This window comes from Streptomyces sp. NPDC104106 (genome assembly GCF_055584345.1).
The window spans coordinates 21,197-44,688 of the sequence record NZ_JBVJMF010000020.1 but is presented as its reverse complement, the minus strand read 5'-3'; the positions used below and the strand labels follow the sequence as shown (position 1 = coordinate 44,688).

The following is a 23,492-nucleotide window of genomic DNA, read 5'->3' as shown; positions in this document are numbered from 1 at the left end:
CGACCGGCGGCGGCGACACCCTTGCGTGAGCAACTCCGCAGCCTCGAAGGGCACTTGCTCCCGCCGGGCCCGCTGCTTCGCGGTCGGGCCACCTCCCTCGTGATACCGCGTTCCTGGTGGCGGTCCCTGGCCGCCGTTGGCGACCTCGCTCACGACAACAAGGTCAGTGGTGGTCCAGGTCGCCTTCTCTGGCAGGCTGGGATCATGAACGACGCAGCTCGGGACCGGTCCAGCGCCTTCGGACGGGTGCTGGTGGTGGACGACGACACGGAGGTGCGGGCCGCCCTGGAGGACGGCCTGGCGCTGGAGGGCTTCACCGTCCGGAGCGCGGCGGACGGCCATGGCGCGCTCACCGCGGTGGCGGACTGGGAGCCGGACGCGCTGGTGCTGGACGTGATGATGCCCGTGGTGGACGGACTGGCCGTGTGCCGGCAACTGCGCGCGCTCGGCGACCGCACGCCCATCCTGGTGCTGACCGCGCTCGACGCGGTCAGCGACCGGGTGGACGGCCTGGACGCGGGCGCGGACGACTACCTGGTCAAGCCGTTCGCGCTGGACGAGTTGGTGGCCCGGCTGCGCGCCCTGCTGCGCCGCGCCGGCCCCGGCGGGACACCGCGGCCGGTCGGGCTGCGCTTCGCCGACCTGGAACTGGATCCCGAGAGCCGCTCCGCGATGCGCGCAGGCCGGCGGCTGGAGTTCACCCGCACCGAGTGGGCCCTGCTGGACCTCCTGCTGCGCCACCCCGGACAGGTCCTGGAGCGGGAGACGATCATGCGCTGGGTGTGGGGCCGCGACCTCGGTCCCGAGTCCAACTCCCTTGCCGTGTACGTCGGTTATCTGCGTCGCAAACTGGAGGCCGACGGCGGCTCGCGTCTCGTCCACACAGTGCACGGCGTCGGCTACGTACTGGACGAGCGATGACCTGGCGCCGCCGTCCGCGCGGTCCCCGGCGCCACCACCGTCGGCCGCTGCGCCGTCGGCTGGCGCTCACCGCCTCCGCGGCCGTGGCGGGTGTGGCGCTGGCCGTGTGCGCGGGCGCGTACACCGTCACCGTCTCCACCCTGAAGCGGCAGCTCGATCTCCAGCTCACCCAGGCGGCGACGCTGGCGATCCACCAGCACCAGCAGGACGGGCCCGGTGTGCAGGCGGGTGAGTGCCGTTACCTGGCGGCGCCGGCGTGCGCCCAGCTCGTGCCGCGCTCGGTTGCCGACGACCCGAAGGAGAGCTACCTGCTGCCCGTCACCGCCGCGGTGCGCCAGGTCGCGAGAGGCGAACGGGCGCCGTACTACAGCACCGCCACCGTGGCCGGCCACCCGGTGCGGGTGTTGACCACACCCGCACCCGACGGCCTGGCCGTGCAGGTGGCGCTCCGCTCCGACGGGGTGCGGCGGGCCCAGCGGCACGTCGCCGTGCTGCTGGCGTTGATCGGCAGCGCGGGGGTTCCGGTGGCCGCGCTGCTCGGCTACTGGGTGTCCCGGTCCGGGCTGGCTCCGGTGTCCCGGCTGACCTCGACGGCGGAGCGGATCACCGCCACGCGCGATGCCGGGCACCGCATCGAGCTGCCGCCCGGGCCACGCGGCCGGGAGGACGAGATCACCCGGCTCGCGGTCAGCTTCAACACCATGCTCGACGCTCTGGAGGAGTCCCTCGCGGCCCAGCGCCGGCTGGTCGCCGACGCCTCGCACGAGCTGCGTACCCCACTGACCTCGCTGCGTGCCAACGCGGAGATCCTGCTCAGAGGGGACGATCTCACCCCGAAGCAGCGGGAACGCGCGACCGGCGCCCTTTCCCGCCAGCTGCGCGAAGTGACCAATCTCGTCAATGACCTGATCGACCTGGCCCGCGACGAGGAACCGCAACAGGCACTGGAACTCGTACGGCCGACGGCACTGCTGGAGCACGCCGTCGCCGCCGCCCGCGACCACTGGCCGCACATCGACTTCGTCCTGGAGACCGATCCCTCGGCCGCCGGCATCCTGGTCGCGGCGGTCCCCAGCCGGCTGACCAGGCTGTTCTCCAACCTCCTGGACAACGCGGCGAAGTTCTCCCCGGCCGACGGCCGCGTCGAGGCGGCCGCGCTCCGCTCACCGGTGGACGACCGACTGGAGGTCACGGTCCGCGATCACGGATCCGGCATCGCCGCCGTCGACCTGCCCCATGTCTTCGACCGCTTCTACCGCTCCCGTACCGCCCGTGCCCTCCCGGGCTCCGGGCTGGGCCTGGCCATGGCCCGCCAGATCGCCGGCACCCACGGTGGGGAACTGACGGCCCATCAAGCTCCGGGCGGCGGCGCCCTGTTCCGGCTGCGCATGCCGACCGTGCCGCGGCCCCCGGCCACTGGCTGACCCTGCCCGCGCTCCCCGAACACGCGGCCGTCGAGCCGACCGGGGCCTGTGCCGGTGCAGGTCCCGATCCGGCCGCCGCCGTAGGCGCGCGCATCCCCCTGGTCAGTCCGGTACGGGCGCGGAGGGCCGCCTGGATGGGCGAGGTGACCCGCGCCTCGCGCGCGGATCCGCTCAAATCAGCGGCCGGTCGGGCCAGTTGGCGTCACAGGCCGGCCGGGCACAACCGCTGGGCCCCGCCGCCCTGGACCACCGCGTCGGCACAGCCGGCCGGCAGACCACCGTGGGAGCGGTGCGAGAAGTTGGCAGTGACCGTCAAAACGCCGTCACCGAACGTCGTGCGCTGCACCAGTCCGTCGGGCGTCAGCCGCCGGAAGTCGGTCATGGGCTGGGTCGCCGCGGCCTTGTGCAGGGGCTCGAAGTACTTCTGCAGCTGGGCGATCCGCTCGCCGTGCTCGTCCAGTTCCGCCTTGTCGAGGACGACGTTCAGCGGGACGTTGTACAGCATGGCCAGCAGGGCGCGGGTGCGGCTCTGGGCGGGCAGCTTCGACCAGGACAGCTCCCAGCGCTCGGTGCTGATCACCGAATCGTGCAGCACGGTCTGGTACAGCGGCACCCGGTACCTGGGGTCGTACATCGCCTTGGCGACGTCGGCCGGCAACTGGACGGGTTTGAAGAAGATCCCGGGTGCGCCGGCCGGCGCGTAACCGCCCCAGGCGGCGTGGTCCCGCTCCAGCGCCCACAGCTGGTCGGGAGCCGGGGTGCCCGAGCCGTGGCCGAAGGCGAGCACACCGTTCGCCCAGGAGCCGGCGCTCTCCGAACCGAGCACCAGGTCGCGGTCGCCGGACAGCCAGGCCATCCGCCGCAGCCGGTTCGCCCGGTCCTGTGCCTGCGTCATCGGGTGCGCGGGGGAGTGGTCGGTGAACAACTCGCCGGCGGCGTCCACGTCGAGGAAGTAACTGTCGGCGCCGTTCGCGGTCATCTCGCGGGTGCGGTCGGCCTGATAGTGCCGGGTCGGCTCGGCGCGCCGCAACGCCTCGGAGCTGACGTAGCAGCCGCGTCCACCGAAACCGGTGACGATCCTGTCGTCGGCTCCCCGTACGCAGGCGTCCTGCCACACGGGCGCGGGCCACTTGGACACCGGGCTGTCGGCCGAGGCGGGGTTCTGGGCGTTGGCCCAGGAGTCGTACGGTCCGACGAGGTAGCCGGACCGCTCGGCCAGGCTCACGGCCGAGCGGTCCATGGGGGAGCCGTCGGCGTCGTAGCCGAGCCACATCCTGTCGATGCCCAGCTGCCGAAGGCGCTGTACGCCCTGCGCGGTGCGGGCCTGGCCCCAGGTGTACGCGTGGAAGGCGCCCACCAGCTTGCCGACCTCGGGGTTGCGGGCGATCTTCTGGCGCAGGGTGGTGATGCCGCCGTGGGCCTGCAGCCAGGCCCGGTAGTCGCGGGCGGCGGCCACCGGCGAGCCGTCGGTGAGCGCGAAGGTCAATATGTAGTCGAGGGTGTCCTGCGACGGGGAGAACGCGTGCTCGGTCTCGGTGTGCAGCCGGCCGCCGGCGGAGACGAACTTCAGCGTGGTGCCGATGTCCGAGGCGGCGATGTAGCTCGCACCGTGTCCGCCGCGCATGCTGGTGCCCCAGAACGGCATGGTCAGCCCGTCGGACATGCCGACCTGCGAGCCCACGATCCCGGCCCCCGCGGAGTTCCACCAGTGGTCGGCGACCGGCACCGACAGGCCCTCGCCACGCGGGATCTGCAGTTCGCTCGTGTCCTGGTCGGTGGCGGTCACCGGCCAGGTCAGCGTGCCCTTCCCGGTGGAGTGCACGGTCACCACCAGCCGTCCCTCGCGGGCCGCCGCAGTGACCATGAGTGCCTTCGCCGGGTACACCCAGGTGGCCCTGTCCCCGTTCACGGTCACCGTCCCCGCGGGCCCGAGGGCGTCGGCCGCCCGGGCGGACAGCTGCCAGACGTGTCCGTCGTCCGCCTCGCCGCGCACGGCCAGCGAAGTGGTGTCCACCACGGCGCGCCCACCGGCGACGGGTACGGTGACCTGGTTTCCGTGCGCCACGACCCGCCGGCCGTCCCGGCCGCCCGTGCCGAACGCGGTGGCCGTGCCGACCACCCCGATCACCGTGAGGGCGGCACTCAGCACGACGATCTTCTTCTTGGTCCTCTTGATCTTCCTCGTCTTCATGGGGCGCCACTGTCACGAGGCGGTCTAAGAAGTTCTTAAGAGCTCTTCGTGCAGCGCCAGTGGTTCGAGGTGCCCGGCCCCCCTGCCCAGCAGCCGTGGGTCCATCGGCTCCAAGACCTGCGTGTCCAAAGGCAGAGATCCATGACCACCACCTGGACCCACGCTCAGGCCGGAGGGGGAGCAGCTCGCAGGGCGGAGAGCCGGACGGCGGCGTCCGCGGCGGAGGGCGAGCCGAGGCGGCGGTAGAGGGCGACGGCGTCCTCGAGGCCGGCCAGGGCGGCGGCGCGGTCGCCGAGAGCGAGGGCTCAGCGGGCGGCGCCTTCCAGGGCACGCGCCTCGTCCAGCGGGCTGCGGGTGTCGCGGGCGAGCGCCAGGGCTTGCTGGTGGAGTGTCAGCGCCGTGCGTGGGTCCGCCGTCCGCTCGGTCAGGGCTCCGAGATCGAGCAGGGCGCTGGTCTCGCCGAGACGACTGCCGATCTCCTGGTAGAGCGCCAGCGCCTGCTGGCAGAGCGCGAGGGCGTCGCGGCTGTCACCCAGTGCGTCGCGGGCCCGGCCCAGGCCGAGCAGTGAGTCGGCATCCCCATGGCGGCTGCCCGCTTCCCGGCAGGCGTCCAGGGAGCGCTGGTGCAGCTCGGCCGCGGCGCGGTGGTCGCCGACGGCGTACCGGATCCGGCCCAGCCCGCGCAGGGTGTTCGCCACGCCCTGCACGCTGTTGAGGTCCTCGTAGATCGTCAGCGCCTCCTGGTAGTACGCACCCGCGCTGTTCCGCTCGCCCATCTCCTCCAGGATGTAGGCCAGATCGTGCAGGGCTGCTGCTTCGCTGCGACGGTCTCCCATGGCCCGGTAGAGGGCGAGCACCTGCGAGGTCAGCTCGACCGCGGAGGGGGAGTCGCCCGAGGAGTGGCGGGCCCGGCCCAGGTCGCACAGGTTGTCGACACAGGACCTGGCGCGGATACGGTTCACGCCGCAGCCTGCGCCGCTCGTCGAACTCAAGCTCGCGCTGATGATGCTCAGGCGCCCGGATTCGGAGCAGGGGTTCGGGTGGTGGCGGCGCGGGTTACGGCAGCGCCTGCCCGGCACCACCCGCCCGCTGTGGGATCTGATCTCCGCATACAACGGCTCGGCGTTCCTGGACCCGCTGACCACGGACCTGCCGACGGGCCTGGACGCGGTCCGGGCCGCCCCCACCGCCCTGGTGCGCGCCGCGGGTGTCGAACAAGCCTGGGCCGGGCGGAAGGGCCCCCTACCCCGTTGGCTGAGGGATCTGGTCGACGGCGACGTCACCTCCCGAGAGCGGCTGTGCCTGGGCCTGCACGACGCCTTCGGCGCTGTGTTCGGCGAGACCTGGCCCCGAGTGACGGCCGGCCACAAGGCCGAGTTCGCTCGCTACGCTCTCGACGCGGCCGAGCGCGGGGTTGTCGGCGCGCTGACGGCACTGTGCCCGGGGTCGCGGCTGGTCGGCGGCTGCTGGGAGGTGGACGCGCCCTATTCACGGCACGTGGCGGCAGCCGGCCGTGGCCTGGTTCTGCTGCCGACCTTCCACTGGACCGGCGCGACCATGGTCGGCGACAAGGGGGAACGACCGCTGATGGTGGTGTACCCGGCAGGCCGGGGCATACCGGTCCTGCCCGCCGCCATGGGCGAGGACGCGCTCGCTCCGGTCCTGGGCAGCACCCGAGCGCACACACTGCGTCTGCTGGCCGATCCGCGGAGCACCAGCGAGCTGGCCGCCGCCCTGGCCGTCAGCCCAGGCGCGGCCTCCACCCACGCGGCCGCCCTCCGCGAGGCGGGACTGATCAACACGGTGCGCAACGGCCGCGCGGTCCGGCACGAGCTCACGGCACTGGGCAGGCTCCTGACCGAAGTCGCGGGCCAGGGCGAGGCCTTGGCGGGGAAAGGGGCGCGAAGTCCAACGCCGGGTATCGCTGATGGCGGCGCGGGTGACGGGCCCTGACTGGTGGCGCCGCTGACCACGCCCGAGATGGAGGCGCTGCGCTCGCTGCACATCACGTTGCAGGATCCGCGCCGCGAGTAGGGCGCTCGCATTCACCCACCGCTTCTTCCCGCTGGAGGAGAACGCGCAGGTGCACACCCACGGCCGGTCCCTTGACCACCAGCCGGACGCGCGAGCGGGACGGTACCGCGTGTGGGTGGGGCTTCGTAGGATGCGCAAGTCACCGCCCAAGCGCGGTAATTGGGGATGCACTTCCGCCGCGATCGCGTTTTCCGGATGACCGTAGGATCGGCTCGACCGAGGAGGAATTTTGCGTCAGACGATCATTGCCGCGCTCACGACGGCCGTCCTGGCTGTCGCCGTCGCCCCCGCAGCGGCCGCCGGACCCCCCGCTCGTCCGTCCCTGGAACCGCTGACCCGGCTGTCCGCCGAGCGGGTCCTCATCGCCGACCAAGTGGCCGCCGCCAAGTACCGCACAGGGCAGCCCATCGACGATCCCGCCCGCGAGCAGCAGGTACTCGACGGCGTGGCCGCCCAGGCCCGGGCACTCGGCACCGACCCGGATGAGGTGGTGGCTGTCTTCCGGGACCAGATCGAGGCGAGCAAGATCGTCCAGCGGGGGCTCTTCCGCATGTGGGACGCGGATCCGTCGAAGGCGCCGACCGGCAGCCCCGATCTGTCAGTGATCCGCGTGGAGATCAACCGCGTCAGCGGCCAGCTCGTGCAGGCCATCGCGGACACCGAGGCGCTCCGCACCAGCCCCCGGTGCGGAGGCCGGCTGGGGGTCGCGTACCTCGGCACCGACCGTACGATGCGGCTGGACTTGCTCCACTCGATCGCGCTCGGGCGCTCCCTGCCGCACGTTTGCGAGGCAAAACAACCGGTAAGGACCCGCAGCCGGTGATTCGGCCACCTGGAGGCGGCGCCGGATGAACGGCGGCGGCCAGAGGGCTGAGCGGCAGAGGTCGCGTGGTTCCTCCCGGTGCTCGGTGACGGGCGCGAGCCGATGGGGCTCGGGCCCGTCACCGGCGCGCTGGTCACCGAATCCACCGGGGAGTTCCCGGCAGGCCGGCCCGATCCCGTTGAACCTGTGGATCATGTCCCGGACGGTGTCCTCGTCGGCCAGCACCAGATTCCCACCGCGAGGCGGAACGAGGCCGGGCCGTCCCGCCTGGCTGGGCCTGCCTACAGGGCCGGGTCCGTCCGGTCAGGCCTTCAGTGCGGCACGAATGAGAGCGCGCAGGTCATCGTCGGTGACGGCCGCCATGTCCGTGGACCGCAGCCGGATGGTGGCCCTTCCGCTGATGAGCGTGGGATGGCGGGAGCTGAAGCCACCATCACGGTCTGTTCCCCATCCGTAGATCGAGACGCCGTGCTGCCAGACCCCGATGTGCAGTCTGCGCGTTTCGACCCGGTAGGTGGGCATTCCGTACGACAGTGCCACGCTCGCCTGCGGGAATTCTTCCAGGACCAGCCCACTGACCCGGTCGAAGAGCGCGCGGTGATCGGGCGCGATGGCGTCGGTGTACTCCTGCACACGGTCCATGCGACCCATTGTGGTCCTCCCGCGGGCCCCCGCTGCGGCTCGACCGGCCGCGGCCGGCCGACAGGCCGCTGATCAGGGCAGATGGAGAACTGGGACGAGAGTATCTAGGGTCAGCACGTGGCTTCCATCATGGTGTGCGAGGACGACGCTGCGGTCCGCGGCGTCCTCAAGCGTGCCCTGGAGCACGACGGCCACACCGTCGGCGTCGCCGCCACGGCCGACAGCCTGCTGCGGCAGCTCGCACCGGCGCCCCATCTGGTCGTCCTGGATCTCGGGCTCCCGGACGCCGACGGCCGCGACGTCTGCCTGGCCCTGCGGGCTCGCGGCGTCGACGCGCCGGTGTTGATGCTCACCGCCCTGGACGGCCTGCATCACAAGGTGGGCGGCTTCGAGGCCGGCGCCGACGACTACATGACCAAACCCTTCGACGTCCCGGAACTGCTGGTCCGCGTCCGGGCGCTGCTGCGCCGGGCCACCGTGGCGCCCGCACCACGCGAGGTCGTCCTCGATCCGGCGAAGCACGTGGTGACCTACGATGCGGTGAGCATGAGCCTGACCCCGACCGAGTTCCGCCTGCTGGGCCGCCTGATCGCCTCGCAGGGCGACGCGGTGCGCCGCCACGCCCTCATCGCCGCCGGCTGGCCACACGGAGCGCAGGTCAGCGACAACACCCTCGACTCCTTCGTGCGCCGGCTGCGGAGCAAGCTCGCTCCGCTGGGGGTGGCCGAGCGTCTGGCGACCGTCCGCGGCGTGGGCTACCGATGGCAGTGACGGGATTCCGCAGGCGGGTCGTCGCGCTCACCGTGCTGATCGCCACCGCCGTGGTCGCGGTACTGGTCGTGGTCTCGCACGTGCTGCTGAGCCGGGTCACGGACGCCGACGCGCACGACCTGGCGCGTACCCGCGCCGAGGCTGTCGCGGCGAACGTCACAGCCGTGGGCGGCCGTGTCGTACTGACGGAGAACAGCAGCGAGGCGCTGGACGAGGTCGCCTGGGTGTATGCCGACGGCCGCCTGATCGACGGGAACGTACCGGCAAGCGTGGTCGAGCGCGTCGAGGCGCTGGCAGACTCACGGCGATCGCAGACCGCCACCGTCGGCAACTACCTCCTGTACGCGCGAAAGGTTCCGATCGACGGCCACCACGTCATGGTGATCGTCCGGGTGGACCTCACGCCCTACGAGACATCCGAGCGGCACAGCCTGACCTTGTCGCTGATCCTGGGCGGCCTCACGATCCTCCTCGCCGGCGGTGTCGCGCACCTCGTGGTGCGCCGCGCGCTGCGGGTCGTACACGAGATGGCCGCCCTCGCCGACGACTGGAGCCATCACCAACCCGGGCGCCGCTTCGACCTCGGAGTCCCCCACGACGAGTTCGGGGAGCTGGGGCGCACTTTGGACCACCTCCTGGAGCGCGTCGACAACGCGCTGGCGGACGAGCGCCGGCTCACCGATGAGATCGCCCACGAGCTGCGGACACCGCTGACGGTCCTGCGGGGCGAGGCGCAGCTGGCGCAGCTGTCCGGCGAGCCGGTGGCGCCGGAGGCGGTGCTGAGCGAGGTCGTGCGCCTCGATGCGGCGGTCACGACGATCCTGGCCGCCGCTCGCGCACGGAGAGACGCTGGGACCCGGTGCGATCTGCGCTCCGCCGCCCGGCAGGCGATCGCCGGCCGCGCGGTCGAGGTCGCCCTTCCCGCGAAGGTCGAGGTCGCCGTCGCGGCCGACGTCGCCGTGTCGCTGCTGTCGCCCCTGCTGGAGAACGGCCTGCGGCATGCGCGGTCGCGTGTGTGGATCACCGCGCGCGTCCAGGGTGAGGCAGTCGTGGTCGATGTCCTGGACGACGGCCCGGGGTTCGATCCCGCGGAGGTCGACCGGGTCTTCGAAGCGGGTGTGACCGGCGGCGGCGGGTACGGGCTGGGGCTGCCGGTGGTCCGGCGCATCGCCGCCTCGGCCGGTGTGGAGGTCCGTGCTATCGCGGACGGCCGCGGTCACGTCGAGGTGACGCTCCCGGCCGCCCGTGTGGCCGCGTAGTCAGGTTACGTGCAGGTTCCCCGCGTAAACCTCACTGCATGACAACGACAACGGAAGTACGCTCGCGCAGCGGGCGGCTCATGCTCAACAAAGTCCCCGAGGTCACCATCTGGTTCTGGGTGATCAAGGTCCTGTGCACGACCGTCGGTGAGAGCTTCGCCGACTGGATCAACACCCAGCTGGGCGTCGGCCTGGTGAACACGGCCTGGATCTTCACCGCGGTCTTCGTGGTAGTCCTGGCCGTCCAGCTGCGGCTCAAGCGGTACGTCCCGTTCCCCTACTGGCTCACCGTGGTCGTTGTCAGCGTCACGGGCACCTTGTACACCGACATCCTGACCGACCAGCTGAACGTGCCGCTGTGGATCAGTTCCGCGGTCTTCTCGGTGCTGCTCGTTGTGGTCTTCGGCGTGTGGTGGCTGCGTGAGCGCACGCTGTCGATCCACTCGGTCACCACGCTCCCGCGGGAGTCGTTCTACTGGCTGACCGTCCTGGTCACCTTCGCGCTCGGCACCGCGACCGGCGACTGGACCCTGGAGCTGACCGGCTGGAGCCCGGGCGTCTCGGTATTGCTGCCGCTCGGCCTCATCGCGGCGATCACGGCGCTGTGGAGGTTCGGCGCGAACCCGGTGCTGTCCTTCTGGCTCGCCTACATCCTGACCCGCCCGCTGGGCGCGAACATCGGCGACTGGCTCGCCTCCCCCAAGGTCGCCCAGAACCCGGGCGACCCCACCGGTCTCGCGCTGGGCACGTTCACCACCAGCCTGATCTTCCTCGGCCTGATCCTGGCGACGGTGGTCTACCTGACGGTGTCGCGCTCGGATGTGACCGAGACCCACCAGGCGACCCACGCCGCACCGGTCACCAGCGACCCGCGCAAGGAGCGCGTCGCGCTCGCCGGCTTCGGACTGCTGGCCGTCGCCACCGCGGGCCTGCTGGTCTGGGCCCACGGTCAGCCGCACGTCGGCCCGGCGCCGGAGACCGACACCACCTCGGCCGTCCAGATGGCTCCCGGCCAGGCGGTGAAGAAGTTCCCGCCCGCGAAGGTCGCCGCCCTGCGGACCCTCGCCGCCACCTCGCTCAAGGACGCACGTTCGGGGAACGCGACCGGCGCCCACGCGGCCGCCCAGTCGCTGCGTGACCTGTGGGATGCCGACCAGGCCTCGCTGCAGCCTCTGGACAACACCGGCTGGACCTCCATCGACGCCCAGATGGACAAGGTGCTCAAGACCTTCGGTATCGATCACTCGAACCCCCCGATGTCGCCGGCACAGCAGGAGAGCGAACTGAACGCCCTCTTGGCGGACTTGGGCTGACAGAGCGCACAGCGCCCAGCCGGCGCAGCGGCCGGGGCCGCTTGGGGCCGCCCGGGCATGTCCGCGGACTCACGTGGGGCGGCCGAAACCGGCCTCAAAGGTTTCGACCGCCCCCGCTGCGCCCCAGGCCGGCCGGTCGCGGCGGCGGTTGATACGTCAGGAACAGACGCCGGTGACCACTCGGACCCGGGCCCTGCACGCCTACCCGCGCCGGCGCGAGACCCAGGCCCGCCACCCCGACGTCTCGCCGCCCAACGACGCGAACGCGGCCGCGTCCGCAGCGAGAAACGCATCCGCTGGGGCGGACGCTCTCTTCCCGCGGCAGCCTGACCGAACAGGTCAACCTGTTGCGGCACCGGTATGGGCGCGGTTCGAGAGACCGACTGCCGGTGAGGAGGACGGCGGGGTGCCGTCCGGCCGTGCCGGAGCCGGAACCGGTAGGTGTCCGCCACACCGATGAAGACGACAGGCGACGGCTCGGTGGTGGCATGGCGGTGGGCCCCATGGTGTTGCCGTCCGCTCTCACGCTCGCCGCGATCATGCCCGATCTGAGAGGGAACGGGATCGGTGCGAGACTGGGCACGGAAGGGGTGATCCACGTGGCGGACCCACCGCACGCCTCCGCCCGTCGTGACACCGCTGTCGACGAGCACCGGCTGGAACAGCTGATCATCGAGGCGCAGGCGGCCCTCCCCGTCGAACTTCCCGCCCTGGCGAATCACTGCGCCTCCGCGCTCGGCCTGGAGGCTGCCCTGATCTACCTCGTCGATCTGCAACAACGGGTGCTCATCCCGCTCGATGAAGCCTTGGAGCCGCTGCCGGTGGAGGGCTCGGCGGCCGGCTGGGCGTACCGCACGCTCACCCCACGGGCGGCCGGCACCGACGACGGCTTCATCGTCTGGATGCCACTGGTCGACGGTGCCGAGCGGCTGGGCGTGCTGGCGGTGGAGACCGCCTCGCTCGACGGGGTGCGGATGCGTCGCAGCCGGATGCTGGCCCATCTGTTCGCCATGCTGATCACCTCCAAGCGCGCCTACAGCGACTGGCTCGCCGCCCGCACCCGCACCGCACCCATGCGGTTACCCGCCGAGATGCTGCGCGCCTTCCTGCCACCGCGCACCATCGGCAGCGTCAGGTGCGTCTCGACCGCGGTCCTGGAACCGGCGTACGAGATCGCCGGCGACGCCTTCGACCACTCGGTGGTCAAGAACGTGCTGCACACCATGATCCTCGACGGCATGGGCCACGACCTGACCGCGGGCCTGACCACGTCGGTCGCCATGGCCGCGGCACGCAACGCCCGCCGCGAGGGGCACGACCTGGCCGAGGTCGTCGGCACCGTCGACCGGGCACTCGCCGAGTGGCTGCCCGACCAGTTCTGCACCGGTGTGCTGTGCCGGCTCGACGCGAAGACCGGGGTGCTGCGCTGGGTCAATTGCGGGCATCCTCCACCACTGCTGATCCGTGCCGGACGCGTGCTCGTCGGGGCGCTGGACAGCCCTCCGCAGCCGCCGATCGGCCTGGTCGGCCCCCTCGCCCCGGCGGCCCGGCAGGTCCACGAGACCACCCTGGAACCGGGGGACTGCGTCCTGCTCTACACCGACGGTGTCGTGGAGGCCCGGGACGCAGCCGGCGCGGAGTTCGGACTCGACCGGTTCACCGACTTCATCATCCGCTCCCACGCGGCCAGGCAACGCCCGGCCGAGGTACTGCGCCTGCTCATCCACGCCATCCTCGACTACCAGCGCAACCAACTGCGGGACGACGCGACCATCCTGCTCTTCGAATGGCGCCCGCGGTACGAGTGACGAGCTATGACACCGAGCCTCACTGGACGGGCACGACATGGCTCGCGCGGCCGAACCAGCCGTCTGCCCGTATCTCCGTGGACCAGCAAGACGGCCTTCTTTCTTCCGGTCGGCGGCCTGCTCCTTCTCCTCGCGCAAAACTGACGGATATTTGGGAGCCCACAGGTGGGCTGCCGATGAGAGCGGAAAAGACTGACGCGGGCCACTTTCTGGCCGGCGCTCGGTTGGAAAACGTGAACGGTCGCCTCTGCGGACGCCAGCAGCTCGTGCCGGGCGGGCTGGGCGCACGATCACGGGGTAGACCGCTGCAGGCCCCCGCGCCATCCGGTTGAGCGGGTGACGCCGTCCATCAGCAGGTCAAGCAGCCGCTCAGCCTGCTCCCGCTGGTGGCTGGCCCCGGCTACGAGGGTGACGCCCGCCAGAGCCGAAAGGATGTCGCGGGAGGGTACGTCCTGCCGGATCACCCCCTGGGTGACGCCGGCGAGGCGGAACTTCTCGACCGCATCGGTCAGCTGCTCGCGCGTCTGTGAGCCGAGATGTTCGTCGTTCTGCAGGAGGGACTTGAGCGTGTCTGCCATGCCGTGCTTGGCGGCGAGGTAGTCCAGCACCTCCGACATCCAGGACCGCAGGGCCCGGTCGGCGGGCAGCTCACGAAGAAGTGCCGAAGTCCGAGCGGCGAGACGGGAGGTCTCGTAGCGGTAGGTGGCGTCGACGAGCTGCTCACGGGTCGGGAAGCGCCGGTACAGGGTGCCGATCCCGACGCCCGCGTCCTTCGCGATCTGTTTCAGGGTTGCGGCGGCGCCGTCCCGGGCGAAGGCCGCGGCGGCCGCGGCGAGCAGTTTGTCCTCGTTGGCTCTCGCGTCGGCCCGGGTCGGCCGGATGGACGGATCGGTCATGCGTGTTCCTCTCTGCTTGCTATGCGGAGTCGGCTCCGCTTATCGTTCGGCGGGTAGCGGAGCCGGCTCCGTTAATCGGGACGGTAACAGGTGGCTGCCGGCCCTCCCGTCGCACTGCCGCGTCCAGAGAAGGGCCGTCCACGCCATGCAGTACCGCACGCTGGGGAGTACCGGGGTCCAGGTCAGCTCACTGTGCCTGGGCTCGATGATGTTCGGGAAATGGGGGAACCCCGATCCACGACGATTCGATCGCCATCATCCGCACGGCGCTCGATGCGGGCGTCAACATCATCGACACGGCCGACGTGTATTCGGGCGGTGAGTCCGAGGCCATCGTAGGGAAGGCAATCGCCGGACGGCGCGACGAGGTGGTCCTGGCAACCAAGGTGTCGAGCCCGATGGGCCCCGGCCTCAACGAACGTGGCGCCTCACGGCGCTGGATCGTCCGGGCCTGCGAGGAGAGTCTGCGCCGCCTGGACACCGAATACATCGACCTCTACCAGGTGCACCGGCCCGATCCCGCCACCGACGTCGACGAGACCCTCAGCGCACTGTCCGACCTGGTCCGCACAGGCAAAATCCGCTACGCGGGGTCTTCGACATTCTCCCCCTCGGCCATCGTGCAGGCGCAGTGGACCGCCGAGCGGCGGCAACGTGAACGATTCGTCTGCGAACAGCCTCCGTACTCCCTGCTGGCCCGGGGCGTAGAGGCCGATGTGCTGCCCACCTGCGAGACCTACCGGATGGGGGTACTCGCCTGGAGCCCGCTGGCCGGGGGCTGGCTGTCCGGCCGCTGGCATCGGGACGCGGCCGACCCGTCCAGCCACCGCACTCGGACGATGCCCTTCCGTACCACGCTCTCCCACTACGACCTGGATGTCCCGGGCAACCAGGCCAAACTCGACGCCGCCACCGAACTCGCCCGGATCGCCGACGAAGCCGGCCTGACCCTGATCCAGCTGGCACTCGCGTTCGTCACCACCCACCCCGCAGTCACCGCAGCGGTCATCGGTCCCCGCACCGCCGAACACCTGCGCAGCCAGCTGAACTCAGCGGACATCGTCCTGGAGCCCGCAGTGCTCGACCGCGTCGACGGCGTCGTGGCGCCCGGAGTTGACCTCAATCCCGACGACACTGGCTACGGTGCGGCCGTCCTTGCCGATTCCAAGCGCCGACGCCGCGCCGTCTCCTGGTGAACCGCGGCGGTTCCAGTCGGTCTTCAGGGCGGGGATGTCACTGAGCCGACGAATAATGACGTCCCAAGCTGGGGCAAGCGTCGAGCGTCAGGCCCGTGCCGGTGGGGCAACCGTCGAGCACCTGTGGCCGGTGGTGCAGCATCTTCAACTTGCGTTTCGCGGCTGGGCTGAGGTCGGGTGCGGGGGTGGGCAGCTGGAACACAGTGAGCCACTCGGTGTTGGCGTCGATGAAGTGCTTCATACCCGCGGTGAGGTGGAGGCGTATGTTGTCCCAGGCCGGAACGATCGGCCCGCCGAGCGGGATGCGGGCTCGGACGATCACCTCGCGGAAGTCCCGCCACCAGCCAAAGCCCTTCGCTCGTCCTCACGACCGTGGTACTCGCAGATCGCACTGATCAGCCGGGACCGCTCCCCGGGCTCGTAGCAGGTCATGCCCGCCATCGACACCCGCCCGGAGCCCTGCCCCCTCACCCTCACGACCGGGGTCCGACCGATCCGGCCCCAGGTCCTGGAACGCGGCGGAGCCATCGACTGCCCGGCCTCTCCGCGAAGACGAGCCATGCGCTCGCCGGGCCGGCCGCTGTCAGCTCCAGCCGTGCCGCCTCAGCAGCCGCCAGGTACCTTCGACCGTGGGAGAGACGTGGAACAGCCAACCGATCACGGTCTTGATCCGTGTGAGCGTCCACCGCTGGTCCGCCCACCCGTGGGCCGGCGGGCCGCGCTCCCAACTCCCGCTCCGGGCTGGCGATCTGGGCACGTTCAGTACCTTGCAGCGCCACGTCGCGTCGCGGCGATCTGAAGCGCACGGACCTCGGCCGAAGGGCCTCTTGAGCCTAACCGGGGTGTGGCATACGGCGTTTTGGTGATGGGCGGGGTCATGCGGTTGGCTGACGGGGGGTGCCGGCACCACAGCCGTCGCCTTCTTGCCAAGTCCGCTACCTCCGCTACGGCTGCCGCCGGCAAGCCCATCGACACCAGCACGGCCCTCGTCAGGGTCTCCGGCCAGGTGCCCTCGGCGAGCAGTCTGGCACGGTGACGGCAGAACACGGCCCGAACCCTCCTCGGCCGGCCGAATCAGTACGTCGAAGGTCACGTTCACCGACTGGCGGATCAAGGCGGTCGGCCGCACGGGCTCGGGCAGCGCATGGCCGAACACTGACATGGCATGTGCTGACGGTCACCAAGCGCCCGGGCCCCTTTCAGCAGCCGGCCGGTCGCAGGCGGACGGGGAGACGGGTGTGGCCGTTGCTGATCAGGGAGGGCAGCAGGGGCAGGTCGGCGGCGGGGACAGCGAGTTGGAGATCGGGGAACCGGCCGAAGAGCATGCGCAGGGCGGTGGCCACCTCAAGGCGCGCGAGGGGTGCGCCGAGGCAGAAGTGGACGCCGTAGCCGAACGCGAGGTGGTCCCCGCAGGGCCGGGTGGCGTCGAAGCGGTCCGGCTCGCTGTGCCAGCCTGGGTGGCGGTTGGCGGCCGCGTAGGACGCGAGGATGGCGTCGCCCTTGGCGATCTTCTGCCCGTCGGGCAGGGCGATGTCGGTGAGGGCGTAGCGCAGCGGCAGGTGCTTGACGGCCGGTTCGTGGCGCAGGGCCTCCTCGACCACCGCGTACCAGCCGATGCGGCCGGTGCGGATGTGAGCGAGTTGGGTGGGGTCGGTGAGCAGAGCGGTGACGGCTTGGTCGATGACGTTGACCGTGGTCTCGTAGCCGGCGCTGATCAAGAGCAGCAGCGTGTCGCGCAGCTCCGTGTCCGACAGTGCCTGGCCGTCGCCCTCCTCGTCGCGGGCCGCGATCAGCAGCGACGTCATGTCGTCCCCGGGCTGGGCGCGCTTGGCCGCGATCAGTTCGTCCAGCAGCCCGTAGAGAGCCGTGGCGTTCGAAGCCGCCTCGTCGGCGGAGAGGTTGGTGGCGAACACACCGTCGACCAAGGCCCGGAAGCCGTGCCGGTGGTCCTCGGGGACACCCATGAGCCGGCCGATGACCGCGATGGGCAGCGGGTAGGCGAAAAGCTCGCGCAGGTCGACCGCCTCGGTACCCGGAAGGCGGTCGAGGCCGTCGAGGAGGTGGGCGACCAGGTCTTCGACGACGGGTTCGAGAGCGGCGATGTGACGGGCGGAGAAGGCGGGGCCGATCATGCGGCGCAGGCGGCGGTGGTTGGCGCCGTGGGCCGTGAACATGTTCTCGACGTTGATCCACAGAGCGAGCGGCCAGGTGGCGACGGTGTCGGCGAAGCCCGGCCAGTGGGCGCGGCCGTCCTTGGAGACGTCCGGACTCGTCAGGAGCTGCTTGAGCAGGTCGGGGTCGCTGACGGACCAGGCGGTCACCCCGAGGATGTCGACGAGGGTCGCGGGGCCGCGTGCGTAGAGGGCCTTGTGCTCGGCGTGCGGGTCGCAGCCGGTGGGATCCAGGACGAGGATCTTCTCGGACATGTGCGTGCTCCTTCGGCGTCAGTGGGCGGTGGGGAAGGCCTCGGGCAGAGTGGCGGGCGAGCGGTGAAACGGGCCGGGGCGCCAGACGAGTTCGTCCGGCACCCAGGAGAGGTCGAGTTCGGGCAGTGACCCGTAGCTCGCCAAGGGCGGGCGCGGTGGAGGACTCCGTCCGGGGCGTCGCGGACCGAGGTGTCTCCGGCGTGCGTGTCCCGGAGAAGCTCCGGCTGGTGACCGGCCGCAGGAGCGTGTTGGCGATCAGGTTCGTCAGCGGCTCGATGCCCGCGCCGTGGAGGGTGATCAGCACGGCTCCGCGGCCGCAACCCGGCGATGTGCCGTCCGTGGCCGTCTCGGCCCACGCGCGCAGAGCGTGCTGGCCGAGGTTCGCGAGGGCGGTCCTGCCAGCGGCGCTGCAGCCGTCGTGTGGGATGCCGACCGATGGCAGGGCGTGGGGCCGCCACTCCGTCATCGGCAGCACCGGGCAGATATCGGGATTCGCCTGCTGCCAAGCCCGCGGGTCGGCCGGGAAAGGCACCGGGTCGTCCGGGAGCCGGTGGGCGAGCTCGTTGTCGGCGACCAGGGTAGCCAGGGCGGCCGGGGTGAGTTCCACCGTGACGAGCGCGCCGACGGTGTCGCACACGTGCTGGTAGGCGGTCTGAGGGCCGCGCCACCGGCCGGCCAAGCGTCCACGTCGTGAGGGGCCTTGGCGCCCACAAGGGGTATGGCGCGGCTGCGTCCGCCAGGCAGAGGCCGAGGCCGAGGCAGACCGCGGCGAGCGCGACGACCGACTGGCCACCGCTGACGACGTACTCCGCCCACAGAAACCAGCCGAAATCGCGCCGTCGGCTCCCGGCGAACATCTCATGCCGCTGATCAAGGAGATGCACGAAAGACGCCCACGTGGCCCGCTGCACCGGCGAGCGGCTGATGGCCCAGCTGGCCCGGAAAATATGTCATTCGAGGGCAGCGGCGACGAACCATGGTCCCGGAGCCGTTGGCGCCGCGGCCACGGGACCTGGTCGCCCGTGATGGGGTCGCCGCCATCACGGGACCGACGACTGGCCCGTGCTCGGGACGGGAGCGAGGCTGGATGGGGCGAGCCATCTGCTGCTATTTCAGGGGAGTTATCGGTTGGCATTCAGACCCGCGGTTACGAGATCCTCTGTCCAGTGGCGCGGAGTGATAGGGAATACGCGATGGTCCGCGCGTTGTTCGATCATAATTCCCGCACAAGACATCATGCTCCGCGTGATGTAGCTGCACAGAAACACCAGGATCACCACCATCACGGGCCACCTGAGTGTCTCCATCTATGCGAGCGCGATCTTGACGGGTGTCCACACCCACATAATGCGCAACCGTGTAGATCGATACGCATGGGCCATTGAACGAAAGCGGTCGCACGTCTCTCGTAAAGCGGTTCGGCCGCAGAGAATCCGGTGTTGACGGGGCACAACAGGCCCGCTGTGCAGGCCGACACCGGAGGGACCGGTTCACAGTCCATCGAGACGCTTGTGTGTCGGCTACTGGCCGTGCCCGCCCGCGCTGACCTGACCCCCAGTAGTTCTGCACGGCGATCCGCCGCAGTTCCTCAGTCCACGGGTCGGCCCGGTAGCCGGATCCATGCCGGCCGAGGGCCTCCAGCGTCGAGGGGAGCGCACAGTCGATTCGCGCTGTCGGGCGCAAGTACCGGGTCGAGTTCCGCACGGTGCGCAAGGCGTTGCCCCGGTGTGTCCGGAGCCTCGGAACTAACTCCCGCGGCCAAGGACCAGGCAGATGCGGGTGACCAAGAAGCGCCGCCGCGAACATGTGGGCCATGCCAGGATGACCCACATGTCTTCCGATCCCCCGGTATCTGCCGAGCACGGTGGAAAGGCTGTGGCCGACGACTACGACAGCTTCGCCGAGGCGTACGCGGCCGAGAGTGAGTCGGACCTCCATAACGGCTACTACGCGCGGCCCGCGATCCTTGACCTGGCCGGGCACGTGGCCCGGCACAGGATCCTTGACGTCGGATGCGGCGCCGGCCCCGTGATCGAGGCGCTGCGCGATCGCGGCGCCCTCGTGACCGGCGTCGACCCCAGTACGAAGATGCTGGAGTTGGCCCGGCAGCGGCTCGGTGAGGACGCGGCCCTGCATCGGGCCGGCCTGGGCGGCGCTCCTCTGCCCTTTTCTGACGGCGCGTTCGACGATGCCATCGCATGCCTGGTCCTGCACTACCTGGAAGACTGGAAGGCGCCGCTCGCCGAACTGCGGCGTGTGCTGGCGCCCGGCGGCCGACTCATCGTGGCCGTCAACCACCCCTTCGTCTACAGGCCGCAGCATCCCCATGCCGACTACTTCGCGACCAGCAAATGGTCCGAGGAGTACACTTTCAACGGCCAGAACGCGGCGCTTACGTACTGGCACCGGCCGCTGCACGCGATGACCGGCGCCTTCACCGAAGCCGGATTCCGGATAGCCGTCATCAGCGAACCGCCCCCCGCACCCGGCGCCCGCGAGCGTTTCCCCGAAGTCTTCGAAGAGATCTTCGGGAACCTGCCCTCGGCGACCGCATTCCTCTGCTTTCTGTTCTTCGTCCTGGAGGCCGCTTGAGGCTGGAAACCAGCCCTGGGAAGTGGTCAGGTCCCGCTCCAGGAGCTCTTCGCCGATCAGCGCCGGCGTGGCGCCTGCCGCCGCCGCGTGGACGACGCGGGTCGCCTGCTCCACCGGAACCCGAAGGCGCCCGGCGTCGGGTGCAGGCCCTGGGCGCAGATCCCGGCCCGTGGCGCCGTGCCACCGCGCGGTATCCGGCCCCGCTCTCCCCCTCCCCTCCGCGGTGCGGTGCCGATGAAGAACCGACTGGACCGCCATGGGGACTACCCCGTTCGGCCAGTCCCGCGTCCCGGGTCTGACGTTCAGCGAGCGTTCGTGGTGTGAGTAGTGGTGTCTGACCTGAGACTGTGTGGTTCCACCCCCAACCGTCATCGAACACGCCCCCCGGCCGGCCGCCGCGACGGCTCGGCGGGTCGCAAGCGGACAGCGGCGGCGCTTGGTGACGGCTGAGGATCCCGCTGATGGTGCGGGCGGGGACACCGGTGTGCTCGGACAGGGCCTCCGGCCCGCGCGCAGGGTGTCCTGCCTTGAGCAACTACCGACGGCTGCGTGTCCCCAACGTGACGGCCGAGTACAACCGGAGCAGGCAGGCCCGAAATCGCCTGCCGCCGCTCTTGCGGTCCATCGGCGGCCCCTGGAACATGAAATCGCCAGCGCGGGGGCTTCGGCAGACTGCTCCGTCGCGTGTGCATCCGCCGACGGGAAGGCAACGTCTCCATGAAGCTCGATCGTTTGATACGCGCCGTCGCAGCCGTAGCACTCGCCGTGGGCGGCCTCGCCGCGACATCGGCGTCACCCGCGCAGGCTGCCTCGTGCGTCAACCCGGTGGCGCTCCGCTCTCCCGTGTCCTTGAACCGGGGCACGAACAACGGGGGCAGTCAGATCGGCGTGCTCTACCTGGGCTACTACTCGTCTTGCCGTAAGGTCTACGCGGAGTTCCACGTCACGAACCTCGCCACCAGTGACGTGGTCACCCTCGTCACCATCAAGATGCACGATCTGTTCTCTGGCCGGGATTACGGCTACACCCAGATCAGTCAGGACTCGATCTACAGCAGGGGCGGCTGGGCCGACACTCCCGCCATGTCGATCGACACATCCGGCTTCTATCACGACGCGATCGAGCCGGTGGCGACGATCGACTACTGGAGTTCCGGCTCGTGCGGGATGGTCGGGTGGTCCCACGAGTTCGACAACGGCCAGGCGGGGAACTGGGACACCGGCCGCTTCGGTGATGCCTGCTGAGCGGCGACACGACGTGCCGGCAGTCACGGCATGGTCGGAGCCGACCGATCCGCTGGGTTTTGCGGCCACTTCAAGGGGAGGACCGCAGGAGCTTTCCGTCGCTCGATTGCATCCGGACGCCAAAACGGTCCAGCATCCCGTCGTAGTCGGACCTTCACGCGGACCGGCGGGCGTCGTCTCGCCCTCGCAGCGGCGAAGGCGAGGGACGTGGCGGAAGCCGGCGCGGTCGAGGCCTGCGGAGAACGAGCTGCCCTCGGCCCGGAGCTGAATGCGCCGGGTCCTGTGACCGTCCAGGAGGGGGTCGTCGTGTTCTACAGCTCTGCCCGGCCGGACCGTCCCGCCGATCGCATCTGGCAGGACATCCTGCGGGAGTTCGGCCGACCGGTGGCTGTTCTCGCGCGGCCGGAGCCCGGATGGCGCCGCCGGGTGGGCCAAAGATCGGTCGACGGTCTCCTCCAGCGGATCGACCTCGGATATTGCGAGGAGCGCACCGTGCTGGTGCAGGTCACCAGCCAGCGGCGTCTGCCCGAGCACGTCCGCGTGTTCTCGACCCTGGAGCCCGATGCGCTCCTTCGTGAGTTCCTCCTCAACTCCTCGCCTGACGGGCCGATCCGGCTGCCGAGCAAACCGAGTGCCCGAACAGGCCGGCTGGTCGTGGGCGGATCGGCGGTCGAGGCTCAGCGGCTCGTATGCGGCGACTACATCGCTACGCTCGCCGCGGTGGGGGAGGAGACGGTTGCGGTCATCAGCGCCGCCGCCCTGCACGAGCAGGCCATCCACCTGACGCTCGACACCACAGTCAGTCCCGGTTGAGGCCGGGGCACTTCGCCGTACGCAGGGGCGCGGGTGTCAGTTCAGCGCGAGTGACTGCGCGGCGGTGATCCAGCCAGTCGCGATCGCGTACCGCGCCGCGGCGAGCGTGACCTTGCCCGAGCGGACTGCGGTGTGCAACTTCGTCTCGACCGGGTCCTTCTCATGCGGTTCGGAGCGGATGCGCTGGGTCCTTCAGACCATTGAGGCCCGTCACACGACTGGCGCCGCTTCAGCGGGCTTCGTGGCGGTCCGGCGGGTGCAGCGTGACTCCGTACCCTCTTCGGCACGGCGATGCCTGTCGAAGGACTGTCAGCGCCTGGTACCTCCCGGCCGCCACGCTTGTCATAACCGAGATGGTCGGCGACCTCGCCCTTCCGCCGCCTGGCCAGTCGGCGACAGGTCATCCCGGCCATCGGCCGGATCACCGCCGAGGGGCGTGACGACGGACCGGACGGCGTCGCCCGGGCAACGGACCGGCGCTCCACCCGCTCTTCCGGGCCTGGCCGCTACGCGGCGGAGGAGCCCGGGCCCTGCTTGTGGTCCTCTTCACGCTGCTCGTAATCATCCAGCAGCAGTCGTGTTGTGAGGTTGATGTGCCGGCTGAGTGCCTCCACGACGCCCGCCACGTCCCGGGCCATGGCGCGATCGCGGATCGTCCTGTGCTCTGCGGTGACATCACGGTGGCTGTTCTCGGCCGGCGTACGGGCCCAGCAGCGGTAGACCTTCGCGGCATCGCGCAACTGGAATGCCATGTCCCGCAGTGGTCGGGTGGGACGCCCCTCCAGCAGGACGCGGTGGAAGCGGGCGTGGGCGGTCGGCCGGCGTTCGTCGATGGTGCCGTCGTCGCCGAAGACCGGAGTGCGGGCGCGATGGTGGTGCGCCGCGAGCAGATCGGACTCCCACTCGATGGTGCCGGCGGTGACGGACTCTCGGGCCACGTGGGCTTCGATGAGTACGCGGGCCTCGGTCAGCTCCTGCAAACGCTGGAGGAGACGGTGACCACTCGGAAGCCTCGCTGCGGCGCGAACGTCGCCAGTCCCCGGCCAACCATCCGGGCCAGCGCCTCCCGCAGGACTTCGCTGCTGGCGCCGTAGCTGTCCTTCAGCGCTGCCACGCGCCCGGCCCCCTGCGGGGAAAT

General features: G+C 70.6%; 18 protein-coding genes and 3 pseudogenes. 13 read left to right on the top strand and 8 right to left on the bottom strand.

Annotated features, from left to right (window positions below):
* Positions 1-204: 204 nt before the first annotated feature.
* Positions 205-921 carry a response regulator transcription factor gene (locus tag ACZ60X_RS34800; protein WP_469607246.1) on the top strand — a complete coding sequence of 239 codons (717 nt, stop codon included), beginning with the start codon at positions 205-207 and terminating at the stop codon, positions 919-921.
* Positions 918-2,345, top strand: a complete 1,428-nt coding sequence (locus tag ACZ60X_RS34795; RefSeq protein ID WP_469607243.1) for a sensor histidine kinase — start codon at positions 918-920, stop codon at positions 2,343-2,345. The genes ACZ60X_RS34800 and ACZ60X_RS34795 overlap by 4 nt, the downstream gene beginning before the upstream one ends.
* Positions 2,346-2,547: 202 nt before the next feature.
* On the opposite strand, the gene ACZ60X_RS34790 is transcribed toward ACZ60X_RS34795, so the two are convergent.
* The gene (locus ACZ60X_RS34790; protein ID WP_469607240.1) at positions 2,548-4,536 is read right to left on the bottom strand and encodes a glycoside hydrolase; all 1,989 of its coding nucleotides are present in this window, start codon (positions 4,534-4,536) and stop codon (positions 2,548-2,550) included.
* Positions 4,537-4,841: 305 nt separating this feature from the next.
* Positions 4,842-5,498: a tetratricopeptide repeat protein gene (locus ACZ60X_RS34785; protein ID WP_469607237.1), complete on the bottom strand. Its 657-nt coding sequence runs from the start codon at positions 5,496-5,498 to the stop codon at positions 4,842-4,844.
* Between ACZ60X_RS34785 and ACZ60X_RS34780 the strand changes: the two genes are divergently transcribed.
* Both ACZ60X_RS34780 and ACZ60X_RS34775 read left to right on the top strand, forming a co-directional pair.
* On the top strand, positions 5,464-6,489 hold the full coding sequence (locus tag ACZ60X_RS34780) for an ArsR family transcriptional regulator (protein WP_469607234.1): 1,026 nt from the start codon (positions 5,464-5,466) through the stop codon (positions 6,487-6,489). The two genes, ACZ60X_RS34785 and ACZ60X_RS34780, sit on opposite strands and share 35 nt — an antisense overlap.
* 310 nt (positions 6,490-6,799) lie before the next feature.
* Positions 6,800-7,393 carry a chorismate mutase gene (locus ACZ60X_RS34775; RefSeq protein WP_469607231.1) on the top strand — a complete coding sequence of 198 codons (594 nt, stop codon included), beginning with the start codon at positions 6,800-6,802 and terminating at the stop codon, positions 7,391-7,393.
* A gap of 303 nt (positions 7,394-7,696) precedes the next feature.
* Here ACZ60X_RS34775 and ACZ60X_RS34770 read toward each other — a convergent pair whose 3' ends face one another.
* The gene (locus tag ACZ60X_RS34770) at positions 7,697-8,035 is read right to left on the bottom strand and encodes a DUF1801 domain-containing protein (RefSeq protein ID WP_469607229.1); all 339 of its coding nucleotides are present in this window, start codon (positions 8,033-8,035) and stop codon (positions 7,697-7,699) included.
* Between the two features lie 117 nt (positions 8,036-8,152).
* Between ACZ60X_RS34770 and ACZ60X_RS34765 the strand changes: the two genes are divergently transcribed.
* The 5 genes and pseudogenes from ACZ60X_RS34765 to ACZ60X_RS34745 all read left to right on the top strand — a co-directional run bounded on the left by ACZ60X_RS34765 (position 8,153) and on the right by ACZ60X_RS34745 (position 13,186).
* On the top strand, positions 8,153-8,806 hold the full coding sequence (locus ACZ60X_RS34765) for a response regulator transcription factor (RefSeq protein ID WP_469607227.1): 654 nt from the start codon (positions 8,153-8,155) through the stop codon (positions 8,804-8,806).
* Positions 8,797-10,065: a sensor histidine kinase gene (locus tag ACZ60X_RS34760; RefSeq protein ID WP_469607225.1), complete on the top strand. Its 1,269-nt coding sequence runs from the start codon at positions 8,797-8,799 to the stop codon at positions 10,063-10,065. Before ACZ60X_RS34765 ends, ACZ60X_RS34760 begins: the two co-directional genes overlap by 10 nt.
* A 38-nt stretch (positions 10,066-10,103) precedes the next feature.
* Positions 10,104-11,378, top strand: coding sequence for a COG4705 family protein (locus tag ACZ60X_RS34755; RefSeq protein WP_469607222.1), 1,275 nt, complete (start codon positions 10,104-10,106; stop codon positions 11,376-11,378).
* A gap of 175 nt (positions 11,379-11,553) precedes the next feature.
* Positions 11,554-11,708: pseudogene (locus ACZ60X_RS34750) on the top strand (IS630 family transposase); the annotation flags it as partial.
* Positions 11,709-11,917: 209 nt separating this feature from the next.
* Positions 11,918-13,186, top strand: coding sequence for a PP2C family protein-serine/threonine phosphatase (locus ACZ60X_RS34745; RefSeq protein ID WP_469607483.1), 1,269 nt, complete (start codon positions 11,918-11,920; stop codon positions 13,184-13,186).
* A gap of 290 nt (positions 13,187-13,476) precedes the next feature.
* On the opposite strand, the gene ACZ60X_RS34740 is transcribed toward ACZ60X_RS34745, so the two are convergent.
* Complete coding sequence (locus tag ACZ60X_RS34740; protein ID WP_469607220.1) at positions 13,477-14,082, bottom strand: TetR/AcrR family transcriptional regulator; 606 nt, start codon at positions 14,080-14,082, stop codon at positions 13,477-13,479.
* Positions 14,083-14,227: 145 nt separating this feature from the next.
* On the opposite strand from ACZ60X_RS34740, the pseudogene ACZ60X_RS34735 reads away from it, so the two are divergent.
* Positions 14,228-15,278, top strand: a pseudogene (locus ACZ60X_RS34735) (aldo/keto reductase).
* 37 nt (positions 15,279-15,315) lie between these two features.
* On the opposite strand, the pseudogene ACZ60X_RS34730 reads toward ACZ60X_RS34735, so the two are convergent.
* The 3 genes and pseudogenes from ACZ60X_RS34730 to ACZ60X_RS34720 all read right to left on the bottom strand — a co-directional run.
* A pseudogene (locus ACZ60X_RS34730) lies at positions 15,316-16,030 on the bottom strand (winged helix-turn-helix domain-containing protein); the annotation flags it as partial.
* A gap of 447 nt (positions 16,031-16,477) precedes the next feature.
* Positions 16,478-17,704, bottom strand: a complete 1,227-nt coding sequence (locus ACZ60X_RS34725) for a cytochrome P450 family protein (RefSeq protein ID WP_469607218.1) — start codon at positions 17,702-17,704, stop codon at positions 16,478-16,480.
* An 18-nt stretch (positions 17,705-17,722) separates the two neighbouring features.
* Complete coding sequence (locus ACZ60X_RS34720) at positions 17,723-17,848, bottom strand: hypothetical protein (protein ID WP_469607216.1); 126 nt, start codon at positions 17,846-17,848, stop codon at positions 17,723-17,725.
* A 1,677-nt stretch (positions 17,849-19,525) separates the two neighbouring features.
* Here ACZ60X_RS34720 and ACZ60X_RS34715 point away from each other — a divergent pair.
* The 3 genes from ACZ60X_RS34715 (at position 19,526) to ACZ60X_RS34705 (ending at position 22,354) form a co-directional block, all read left to right on the top strand.
* Complete coding sequence (locus ACZ60X_RS34715) at positions 19,526-20,296, top strand: class I SAM-dependent methyltransferase (protein ID WP_469607480.1); 771 nt, start codon at positions 19,526-19,528, stop codon at positions 20,294-20,296.
* A 717-nt stretch (positions 20,297-21,013) separates the two neighbouring features.
* On the top strand, positions 21,014-21,541 hold the full coding sequence (locus tag ACZ60X_RS34710) for a hypothetical protein (protein ID WP_469607214.1): 528 nt from the start codon (positions 21,014-21,016) through the stop codon (positions 21,539-21,541).
* A 207-nt stretch (positions 21,542-21,748) separates the two neighbouring features.
* Positions 21,749-22,354 carry a hypothetical protein gene (locus tag ACZ60X_RS34705; RefSeq protein WP_469607211.1) on the top strand — a complete coding sequence of 202 codons (606 nt, stop codon included), beginning with the start codon at positions 21,749-21,751 and terminating at the stop codon, positions 22,352-22,354.
* A 506-nt stretch (positions 22,355-22,860) separates the two neighbouring features.
* Here the strand turns inward: ACZ60X_RS34705 and ACZ60X_RS34700 are convergent.
* A complete protein-coding gene (locus ACZ60X_RS34700; protein WP_469607209.1) occupies positions 22,861-23,334 on the bottom strand; it encodes an FCD domain-containing protein in 474 nt (157 codons plus the stop codon).
* Positions 23,335-23,492: the final 158 nt, after the last annotated feature.

Coding starts and splice junctions, on each gene's coding strand:
- ACZ60X_RS34800 (WP_469607246.1), top strand. CDS start 205: ATGAACGACGCAGCTCGGGACCGGTCCAGCGCCTTCGGACGGGTGCTG.
- ACZ60X_RS34795 (WP_469607243.1), top strand. CDS start 918: ATGACCTGGCGCCGCCGTCCGCGCGGTCCCCGGCGCCACCACCGTCGG.
- ACZ60X_RS34790 (WP_469607240.1), bottom strand. CDS start 4,536: ATGAAGACGAGGAAGATCAAGAGGACCAAGAAGAAGATCGTCGTGCTG.
- ACZ60X_RS34770 (WP_469607229.1), bottom strand. CDS start 8,035: ATGGACCGTGTGCAGGAGTACACCGACGCCATCGCGCCCGATCACCGC.
- ACZ60X_RS34760 (WP_469607225.1), top strand. CDS start 8,797: ATGGCAGTGACGGGATTCCGCAGGCGGGTCGTCGCGCTCACCGTGCTG.
- ACZ60X_RS34755 (WP_469607222.1), top strand. CDS start 10,104: ATGACAACGACAACGGAAGTACGCTCGCGCAGCGGGCGGCTCATGCTC.
- ACZ60X_RS34745 (WP_469607483.1), top strand. CDS start 11,918: ATGCCCGATCTGAGAGGGAACGGGATCGGTGCGAGACTGGGCACGGAA.
- ACZ60X_RS34740 (WP_469607220.1), bottom strand. CDS start 14,082: ATGACCGATCCGTCCATCCGGCCGACCCGGGCCGACGCGAGAGCCAAC.
- ACZ60X_RS34725 (WP_469607218.1), bottom strand. CDS start 17,704: ATGTCCGAGAAGATCCTCGTCCTGGATCCCACCGGCTGCGACCCGCAC.
- ACZ60X_RS34715 (WP_469607480.1), top strand. CDS start 19,526: ATGACCCACATGTCTTCCGATCCCCCGGTATCTGCCGAGCACGGTGGA.
- ACZ60X_RS34710 (WP_469607214.1), top strand. CDS start 21,014: ATGAAGCTCGATCGTTTGATACGCGCCGTCGCAGCCGTAGCACTCGCC.